At 72.1% G+C, this 8,747-nt stretch carries 11 protein-coding genes; all 11 read left to right on the top strand.

Annotation, left to right across the window (positions count from 1 at the left end; genetic code table 11):
- The first annotated feature begins 157 nt into the window (after positions 1 to 157).
- The 11 genes from GTR00_RS08815 (at position 158) to GTR00_RS08765 (ending at position 8,567) form a co-directional block, all read left to right on the top strand.
- Positions 158 to 586 (top strand): hypothetical protein, encoded by a 429-nt coding sequence (locus GTR00_RS08815; protein ID WP_166611253.1) that lies wholly within the window; start codon positions 158 to 160, stop codon positions 584 to 586.
- A gap of 29 nt (positions 587 to 615) precedes the next feature.
- Positions 616 to 849, top strand: a complete 234-nt coding sequence (locus tag GTR00_RS08810) for an AtpZ/AtpI family protein (RefSeq protein ID WP_205705389.1) — start codon at positions 616 to 618, stop codon at positions 847 to 849.
- A gap of 88 nt (positions 850 to 937) precedes the next feature.
- Positions 938 to 1,732, top strand: coding sequence for a F0F1 ATP synthase subunit A (gene atpB, locus GTR00_RS08805; RefSeq protein ID WP_323132341.1), 795 nt, complete (start codon positions 938 to 940; stop codon positions 1,730 to 1,732).
- 63 nt (positions 1,733 to 1,795) lie between these two features.
- The gene (locus GTR00_RS08800) at positions 1,796 to 2,011 is read left to right on the top strand and encodes an ATP synthase F0 subunit C (RefSeq protein WP_166611252.1); all 216 of its coding nucleotides are present in this window, start codon (positions 1,796 to 1,798) and stop codon (positions 2,009 to 2,011) included.
- A gap of 45 nt (positions 2,012 to 2,056) precedes the next feature.
- Positions 2,057 to 2,635: a F0F1 ATP synthase subunit B gene (locus GTR00_RS08795; RefSeq protein ID WP_166611251.1), complete on the top strand. Its 579-nt coding sequence runs from the start codon at positions 2,057 to 2,059 to the stop codon at positions 2,633 to 2,635.
- On the top strand, positions 2,632 to 3,459 hold the full coding sequence (locus GTR00_RS08790; protein ID WP_166611250.1) for a F0F1 ATP synthase subunit delta: 828 nt from the start codon (positions 2,632 to 2,634) through the stop codon (positions 3,457 to 3,459). Before GTR00_RS08795 ends, GTR00_RS08790 begins: the two co-directional genes overlap by 4 nt.
- A gap of 183 nt (positions 3,460 to 3,642) precedes the next feature.
- Positions 3,643 to 5,295: a F0F1 ATP synthase subunit alpha gene (atpA, locus tag GTR00_RS08785; RefSeq protein ID WP_166611249.1), complete on the top strand. Its 1,653-nt coding sequence runs from the start codon at positions 3,643 to 3,645 to the stop codon at positions 5,293 to 5,295.
- A gap of 69 nt (positions 5,296 to 5,364) precedes the next feature.
- Complete coding sequence (locus tag GTR00_RS08780) at positions 5,365 to 6,270, top strand: F0F1 ATP synthase subunit gamma (protein ID WP_166611248.1); 906 nt, start codon at positions 5,365 to 5,367, stop codon at positions 6,268 to 6,270.
- Between the two features lie 50 nt (positions 6,271 to 6,320).
- Positions 6,321 to 7,778 carry a F0F1 ATP synthase subunit beta gene (gene atpD, locus GTR00_RS08775; RefSeq protein WP_166611247.1) on the top strand — a complete coding sequence of 486 codons (1,458 nt, stop codon included), beginning with the start codon at positions 6,321 to 6,323 and terminating at the stop codon, positions 7,776 to 7,778.
- Between the two features lie 47 nt (positions 7,779 to 7,825).
- Positions 7,826 to 8,104, top strand: coding sequence for a F0F1 ATP synthase subunit epsilon (locus GTR00_RS08770; RefSeq protein ID WP_166611246.1), 279 nt, complete (start codon positions 7,826 to 7,828; stop codon positions 8,102 to 8,104).
- 28 nt (positions 8,105 to 8,132) lie between these two features.
- Complete coding sequence (locus GTR00_RS08765) at positions 8,133 to 8,567, top strand: DUF2550 domain-containing protein (protein ID WP_323132340.1); 435 nt, start codon at positions 8,133 to 8,135, stop codon at positions 8,565 to 8,567.
- Positions 8,568 to 8,747: the final 180 nt, after the last annotated feature.

Genomic DNA, 8,747 nt, shown 5'->3' with positions numbered 1-8,747 from the left:
TCCCCCACCCGTCCCCCGGCGGTCCACGACGGTGCGTAGGAGACCCTTCGTCTCGTGATAGCTTTCACGAAGTCCGCCCGGCCCCTGCACCGGTGAGCCGCGGACGCGCCGACGAGCCGAACCCCGGACGACCCGCCGACGACAGAGAGCAGCTGCCGTGACCAGGAGTGCCGACGACGTGTTCAGCGTCGTCCCGCGCCGCGCGCTGCCCCCCGTCGTCGCCGTCTGGCTGGCCGGCACGGGCGCCGCCGCGCTGTCGGGCACCCCGGCCGCGCTCGGCGCGCTGGTCGGCGGTGGCCTGGCCACCGCCTTCCTCGCCTCGACCTTCCTGCTGCTGCGCGTGCTCAAGCACGTCGAGCCCGCGCTGAGCCTGGCGCTGGCCCTGGTGGTCTACCTCTTCAAGGTCACGGTGCTCGCCACCGCGGTGCTCGTGCTGCGCGACCTGCCCGGCGTGGACGGGCGGGCCGCGGCCCTGGCCGCCGCGGCGTGCACGGTCGTGTGGAGCGCGGCCGCGTGCCTCGCCTTCCGCCGCCTGCGCCTGCCGGTCTTCGACCTCGCGCACGGCCGTTCCGGGGCGGGGAGCTGACGTGCCCGGCTGCTACCGTTCGCACCACCATGCCCGAGGAGGACAGGCGGCCGGACGAGGACGCGCGCGAGCAGGCCAGGCTGCAGGACAGCGTGGCTTGGAACGCGGTCTCGTACCTGATGTCCGGGATCGTCGGCTTCGGGCTGCTCGGCCTGCTGCTGGACCGGTGGCTGGGGACGTCCTTCCTGGCCGTCGTCGGCTGCCTCGGCGGCATGGCGCTGAGCATCTACTACGTGTGGTTCCGGTACGGTTCGCGCAAGTGATGCCCAGCCCGCGCACAGCGCGGGCGGGCGTCCGGCGCACCGTGCCTGCCCCCCGTCCACACACTGGCGTTCGTACGGAGGAGACGCTGTGAGCCTGTCCACGCTCGCCACCGCTGGGGGGGAGACCTTCGAGGCTCCCACGCCCGGCGACTTCTGGCAGCCGCTGATCGGGAACGGCGACTTCGCCATCACCCGGCCGATGTTCGTCATGGCGCTGAGCGTCGTGGTCATCGGGGCGTTGCTGCTGGCGACCACCAAGCGGCTCACGGTCGTGCCGGCGAACAAGAAGCAGTTCGCGGTGGAGGCCCTCTACGGCTTCGTCCGCAACGGCGTGGCCCGGGACATCATCGGGTCCAAGGAGTTCCTCCGCTACGTCCCGCTGCTGTTCACGATGTTCGTCCTCATCCTCGTGAACAACCTCGCCGGGGTCATCCCGCCGATCCAGTTCCCGACGATGAGCCGCATCGGCTTCCCGATCGCGCTGACCCTCGTGGTCTTCGTGCTCTACCACGCGATCGGGATCAAGCGGAAGGGCCTGGGCGGCTACTTCAAGTCGCTCATGCCGGCCGGCGTCCCGGTGTTCCTCGTGCCGGTCGTCTACCTGCTGGAGCTCTTCACCTACTTCGTCTCGCGCCCGCTGACGCTGGCGGTGCGACTCTTCGCGAACATGTTCGCGGGTCACATGCTGATCCTCGTGCTGTTCCTCGGCGGCGAGCACCTGCTGCTGCACGGTGAGGGACTGCTGCCCGCCGCGGGCGTGGTCTCGTACCTGTTCGGCCTGGTGATGTCCTTCTTCGAGCTGCTGATCCAGGTGCTGCAGTCCTACATCTTCGTGCTGCTCACCGCCACGTACATCGCCGGCTCCCTCGCCGACGAGCACTGACCCACCGCACGACAACGACTCCGGGGCCGTCGGCGCCGGTCCGAGAAAGGAACGATCCACACCATGGGTGGAAGCCTCAACGTCATCGGTTACGGCCTCGCCGCGATCGGCCCGGCCATCGCCGTCGGTCTCGTCTTCGCCGCCTACATCAACGGCGTCGCCCGCCAGCCCGAGTCGCGCGGCATGCTGCAGCCGATCGCCATCCTGGGCTTCGCGCTCGCCGAGGCGCTCGCGATCCTGGGCTTCGTCCTCGCCTTCATCAACCCGGGCGGCGAGTGACCGACCTCCCCGTCGGCGAGACCAACTGACAGCTAAGGAGCGCACATGCCCGCGTGGGTGATGGCTGCCGCGGCCGAGGAGGAGGGCGGCTTCTGGGAGACCGCCTACCCCGTCCTGCCGCACCCCGGCGAGCTCATCGCCGGGCTCGTCTTCCTGGCCCTGCTCTACCTGCTCGTCGCCAAGGTCGTCGTGCCGCGGCTCGAGAAGGCCTTCGAGGAGCGCCGCGAGGCGATCCAGGGCGGCGTCGAGAAGGCCGAGCGCGCGCAGGCCGAGGCCAACGCCGCGCTGCAGGAGTACAAGGCCCAGCTCGCCGACGCCCGCGGCGAGGCCAACCGCATCCGCGAGGAGGCCCGCCAGCAGGGCGCGGCGATCCTCGCGGAGATGCGCGAGCAGGCCCAGGCCGAGGCCGAGCGGATCACCGTGTCCGCCCGCGCCACGATCGAGGCCGAGCGCGCCCAGGCCGCGGCGCAGCTGCGCGCCGAGGTCGGCCGCCTCGCGACCGACCTGGCCTCGCGCATCGTCGGCGAGTCCCTGCAGGAGCCGGCGCGCCAGAGCGGCGTCGTCGACCGCTTCCTCGCGGAGCTGGAGTCCACCTCCTCCCCGCAGGGCGTGACGAGCCGATGACCGACCTCGACAGCGGCGCGGCGCGGGTCAGCCTGGCCCGCGCCCGGGAGGTGCTCGAGGCGCAGCTGGCCGGCGGCGGGGCCGACGCCGGGCGCACCGGCGAGGACCTCTTCGCGGTCACCTCGCTCCTCGACGAGTCCATCGGGCTGCGCCGGGCGCTGACCGACCCGGCGCGCGACGCCTCGGCCAAGGCCGCGTTCGTGCGCGGCGTGCTGGGCGAGCGCGTCTCGCCGGCCGCCGTCGAGACGGTCGCGGCCCTGGCCACCGGCCGCTGGTCCGGCACCCGCGACATCGCCGACGCCTGCGAGCGCCTGGCGGTGGCCGCCGTGGCGGTCCAGGCCGAGCGCTCGGGGCACCTGGACGCCCTGGAGGACGAGCTCTTCCGGTTCTCGCGGACCGTGGCCGGCGACCCGGCGCTGCGCGACGCGCTGGCCGACCGCAAGGCCCCGGCCGCCAACCGGGCGGCCCTGGTCTCCCGGCTCCTGCTCAGCAGGGCCACCCCGGAGACCATCCAGCTGGCCCGCCGGGTGGCCGTCGCCCCGCGCGGCGTGCGCGCCGAGCGGCTGCTGGAGGAGTACGTCGGGATCGTCGCCCGCCGGCGCGAGCAGCTGGTCGCCCACGTCGTGAGCGCCCGGCCGCTGACCCAGGAGCACCACGACCGGCTGGCGGCCGCGCTGCGCCGCCAGTACGGCCGCGCGGTGCGCCTGAACGTCGACGTCGACCCCGAGCTGGTCGGGGGTCTGCGGGTGAGCATCGGCGACGACGTCATCGACGGCGCCGTCTCCACCCGGCTGGCCGACGCCCGCCGCCGCCTGGCCGGCTGAGCCCTCCGCGAACGGGCGGCGGCTCGGTCGACCGGCCCCCCGGATCGGGGGACAATGGGTCGCAGCACGCACTGAACCGCCGCTCGGCGGTCCGGCTCCGCCGGGACCGAGCACCCGCCACGCGCACGGGCACCACCCGCTGGCACCACAGACAGCACCCCGAGAAGGAGAGCAGGGCATCCCATGGCCGAGCTGACCATCCGCCCGGAGGAGATCCGGGACGCTCTCGACGCCTTCGTGGCGTCGTACGACCCCGGTACCGCCGCGCGCGAGGAGGTCGGCCGCGTCAGCGAGGCCGGCGACGGCATCGCCCGCGTCGAGGGCCTGCCCTCGGTGATGGCGAACGAGCTGCTGCGCTTCGAGGACGGCACCCTGGGCCTGGCCCAGAACCTCGACGTGCGCGAGATCGGCGTCGTCGTCCTGGGCGACTTCTCCGGCATCGAGGAGGGCCAGGAGGTCCACCGCACCGGTGAGGTCCTCTCCGTGCCCGTCGGCGACGCCTTCCTGGGCCGGGTCGTGGACCCGCTGGGCGCGCCGATCGACGGCCTGGGCCCGATCGAGGCCGAGGCCCGCCGCGCGCTGGAGCTGCAGGCCCCCTCGGTCGTGCAGCGCCAGGAGGTCCGCGAGCCGCTGCAGACCGGCATCAAGGCGATCGACGCGATGATCCCGGTCGGCCGCGGCCAGCGCCAGCTGATCATCGGCGACCGCCAGACCGGCAAGACCGCCATCGCGATCGACACGATCATCAACCAGAAGGCCAACTGGGAGAGCGGCGACCCGAAGCAGCAGGTCCGCTGCATCTACGTCGCGATCGGCCAGAAGGGCTCGACGATCGCCTCCGTGCGCCGCTCCCTGGAGGAGGCCGGCGCGATGGAGTACACGACCATCGTCGCGGCCCCGGCGTCCGACCCGGCCGGCTTCAAGTACCTGGCGCCGTACACCGGCTCGTCCATCGGCCAGCACTGGATGTACAGCGGCAAGCACGTCCTCATCGTCTTCGACGACCTGTCCAAGCAGGCCGAGGCGTACCGCGCCGTGTCGCTGCTGCTGCGCCGCCCGCCGGGCCGCGAGGCGTACCCCGGTGACGTCTTCTACCTGCACTCCCGCCTGCTGGAGCGCTGCGCGAAGCTGTCCGACGACCTCGGCGGCGGCTCGATGACCGGCCTGCCGTTCATCGAGACCAAGGGCAACGACGTCTCGGCGTACATCCCCACCAACGTCATCTCCATCACGGACGGGCAGATCTTCCTGCAGTCCGACCTCTTCAACGCCAACCAGCGCCCCGCCATCGACGTCGGCATCTCGGTCTCCCGCGTCGGCGGTGCCGCCCAGACGAAGGCGATCAAGGGCATCTCCGGCACGCTGAAGCTGGACCTGGCGCAGTACCGCGCCATGGAGGCGTTCGCGATGTTCGCCTCCGACCTCGACGCGGCCTCCCGCCGCCAGCTGGCCCGCGGCGCGCGCCTGGTCGAGCTGCTCAAGCAGCCGCAGTACACCCCGTACTCGCTGGAGGAGCAGGTCGTCTCCATCTGGGCCGGCACCACCGGTCAGCTGGACTCCGTCGAGGTCGCCGACATCGGCCGCTTCGAGCGCGAGTTCCTCGAGTACGTCAAGCGCCAGCACCCCGGCGTCATGCAGGGCATCCGCGAGAGCAAGCAGTTCTCCGACGGGGCCAAGCAGGAGCTGCAGAAGGCGGTCGAGGCCTTCAAGCCGCAGTTCTCCTCCGCCGCCGCCGACAGCGCGCCGGCGCAGACCGACGAGGGCCGCACGGACGCGGACGACATCTCGCAGGAGCGCATCACCACCAACCGGGGCGGGGCGACCGCGGCCCGCTGACGCGGGGCGCGCACCAGTCACGGCACAGGCACGGCAGGGACCGAGCGGAGCAGGGAAGAGGAGCAGGACATGGCAGGCCAGCTGAGGGCCTACCGGCGGCAGATCCGCTCGGTCCAGGCGACCAAGAAGATCACGCGGGCGATGGAGCTGATCGCGGCGTCGCGCATCATCAAGGCGCAGGCGAACGTGCGGGCGTCGACGCCCTACGCCCGCGCGCTCACCCGCGCGGTGTCGGCGGCGGCGTCCAACGCCTCGCTCGACCACCCGCTGATCACGGAGAAGCCGCAGGTGCGGCGCGCCGCGGTGCTGCTCCTCTCCTCCGACCGCGGTCTGGCCGGGGCGTACTCCTCCAACGTGCTGCGCGAGGGTGAGCGCCTCACCGCCGCGCTGCGCGCGGACGGCAAGGACGTCGCGCCCTACCTCGTCGGGCGCAAGGCGGCCTCGTTCTACCGCTTCCGCCGGCGCGACATCACGGCCGAGTGGGCCGGCTTCACCGACTCCCCGCGCTACGAGCACGCCAAGGAGATCGGCGAGCGCCTCGTGGAGGACTTCGGCCGCGAGGCCGCCGAGGGCGGTGTCGACGAGATCCACGTGGTCTACACGCACTTCGTGAGCATGGTCACGCAGGAGCCGCGGGTCATCCGCCTGCTGCCCCTGGAGGTCGTCGAGGGCACCGGGCAGGACGACGGCGAGCTGCAGCCGCTGTACGAGTTCGAGCCGAGCCCCGAGGCGGTGCTGGACGCGCTGCTGCCGCAGTACGTCAACAGCCGCGTCTACAACTGCCTGCTGCAGGCCGCGGCGTCCGAGCTCGCCGCCCGCCAGCGGGCGATGAAGTCGGCCACGGACAACGCGGACGAGCTCATCAAGAACCTCACGCGGCTGGCGAACAACGCCCGGCAGGCGGACATCACCCAGGAGATCACCGAGATCGTCGGCGGTGCCGACGCCTTGGCCTCCTCCGGTTCCCGCGGCTGACGCCCGCACCCCGCACGCACTCACTCGACGAAGGAACTCCGAGGAGCGACATGACCGCCACCGTCACCGAGACGCCGAGCAGCACCGACCGCGGTGCCACCGGCCGCATCGCCCGAGTCATCGGGCCCGTCGTCGACGTCGAGTTCTCGGCCGACACGATGCCCGTCCAGAACAGCGCCCTCACCACGCAGGTGACGATGGGCGGGCAGACGCAGACCGTCACGCTCGAGGTGGCCTCCCACCTGGGCGACAACATGGTCCGCGCCATCTCCCTGAAGCCCACCGACGGCATGGTGCGCGGTGCCCCCGTCACCGACACCGGCGCCCCGATCTCCGTGCCGGTCGGCAACGTCACCCTGGGCAAGGTCTTCAACGCCATCGGCGAGTGCCTGAACCTGGAGGAGGGCGAGCGCCTCGAGGTCACCGAGCGCTGGCCGATCCACCGCAAGGCCCCCAACTTCGACCAGCTCGAGTCGAAGACCCAGATGTTCGAGACCGGCATCAAGGTCATCGACCTGCTCACCCCGTACGTGCAGGGCGGCAAGATCGGCCTGTTCGGCGGTGCGGGCGTGGGCAAGACCGTGCTGATCCAGGAGATGATCCAGCGCGTCGCCCAGAACCACGGCGGCGTGTCGGTGTTCGCCGGCGTGGGCGAGCGCACCCGCGAGGGCAACGACCTCATCCACGAGATGGCCGAGGCCGGCGTCTTCGACAAGACCGCCCTGGTCTTCGGCCAGATGGACGAGCCGCCGGGCACCCGCCTGCGCGTGGCGCTGTCCGCCCTGACGATGGCGGAGTACTTCCGCGACGTGCAGAAGCAGGACGTGCTGCTCTTCATCGACAACATCTTCCGGTTCACCCAGGCCGGCTCCGAGGTGTCGACCCTGCTGGGCCGCATGCCCTCGGCCGTGGGCTACCAGCCCACCCTGGCCGACGAGATGGGCGTGCTGCAGGAGCGCATCACCTCCACCCGCGGCCACTCGATCACCTCCATGCAGGCGATCTACGTCCCCGCGGACGACTACACCGACCCGGCTCCCGCCACGACGTTCGCGCACCTGGACGCCACCACGGAGCTGTCCCGCGAGATCGCCTCGCGCGGCCTGTACCCCGCGGTGGACCCGCTGGCCTCGACCTCCCGGATCCTGGACCCGCTGTACATCTCCAAGGACCACTACGCGACCGCGGTGCGCGTGAAGCAGATCCTGCAGCGCAACAAGGAGCTGCAGGACATCATCGCCATCCTGGGCGTGGACGAGCTGTCCGAGGAGGACAAGCTCACCGTGTCCCGCGCGCGGCGCATCCAGCAGTTCCTGTCGCAGAACACCTACATGGCCGAGAAGTTCACCGGCGTGGCCGGCTCCACGGTCCCGCTGAAGGAGACGATCGAGGGCTTCTCCAAGATCGCCGACGGTGAGCTCGACCACGTCGCCGAGCAGGCCTTCTTCAACGTCGGCGGCCTCGAGGACGTCGAGCGCAAGTGGGCCGAGATCCAGAAGCAGGGCTGACGGACCACCGGGTCCGGTAGCAGTCACGAGCAGCAGAGGAGCGCAGGGTGCCGTTGCAGGTCGAGCTGGTCGCCGCCGACCGGTCCGTGTGGTCGGGTGAGGCGACGCTGGTGCGCGCCCGCACCGTCGACGGCGAGATCGGCATCATGACGGGCCACCAGCCCGTGCTGGCCGTCCTGAGCGACGGGGAGGTGTCCGTCACCGGCCCCGGTGGCGGCACCACCGTCCACGTGGACGGCGGCTTCTTCTCCGTCGACTCCGACCGGGTGACCATCGTGGCCGAGACGGTCACCGAGGTCGCCGGTCGGCCCGCCGAGGCCCTCTGACGAGACGAGTCGGGAGGACCTGACCGGCGTGCGCGAGCTGCTGCTGTCCCTGGAGGTGGCGGGCGCCTGCGCCCTGCTGGTGCTGGTCTGCCTGGTCCTCGTGGTCGTGCGGCGCCGCCGGCTCACCGGCCGCCTGGGCACGTTCGACTGCTCGGTGCGCCAGCCGGGGACGCGCCGCTGGTCCCTGGGCGTGGCGCGCTACGAGACCGACCGCCTGGACTGGTACCGCACCTTCTCGCTGTCGCCGCGCCCCTCGCGCTCCTTCGCGCGGGGGGCGCTCGACGTGACGCGGCGCCGGGACGCCGAGGGCCACGAGCGGCTCGCCGTCCAGCCCGACGCCCTCGTCGTGGAGTGCCGGCACAGCGGCGAGCAGCTGGAGCTGGCGATGAGCACCGACGCCTACACGGGCTTCGCCTCGTGGCTGGAGTCGGCGCCACCGGGGCAGAACGTCAACGTCGCCTGAGGCGGCCCGCACGGCCCGCACCCCCACCGATCGCGGTGGGGGTGCGGGCCGTCGTGCGTGCGGGGCCGCTTCGCCGGGCCGGGCGCCGGGCGAGGGGCTAGCGTGACGAGACGCTGCACTCCGCTGCCGACCGCGCACGGGTCGATCCCACGGCCCCCGACCCCCGGAGCTCACGTGACC

It is taken from the genome of Kineococcus indalonis, from assembly GCF_009906395.1.
Lineage (GTDB): Bacteria > Actinomycetota > Actinomycetes > Actinomycetales > Kineococcaceae > Kineococcus > Kineococcus indalonis.
The sequence above is the reverse complement of the archived record's forward strand: the minus strand, read 5'-3'. Positions and strand labels throughout refer to the sequence as shown.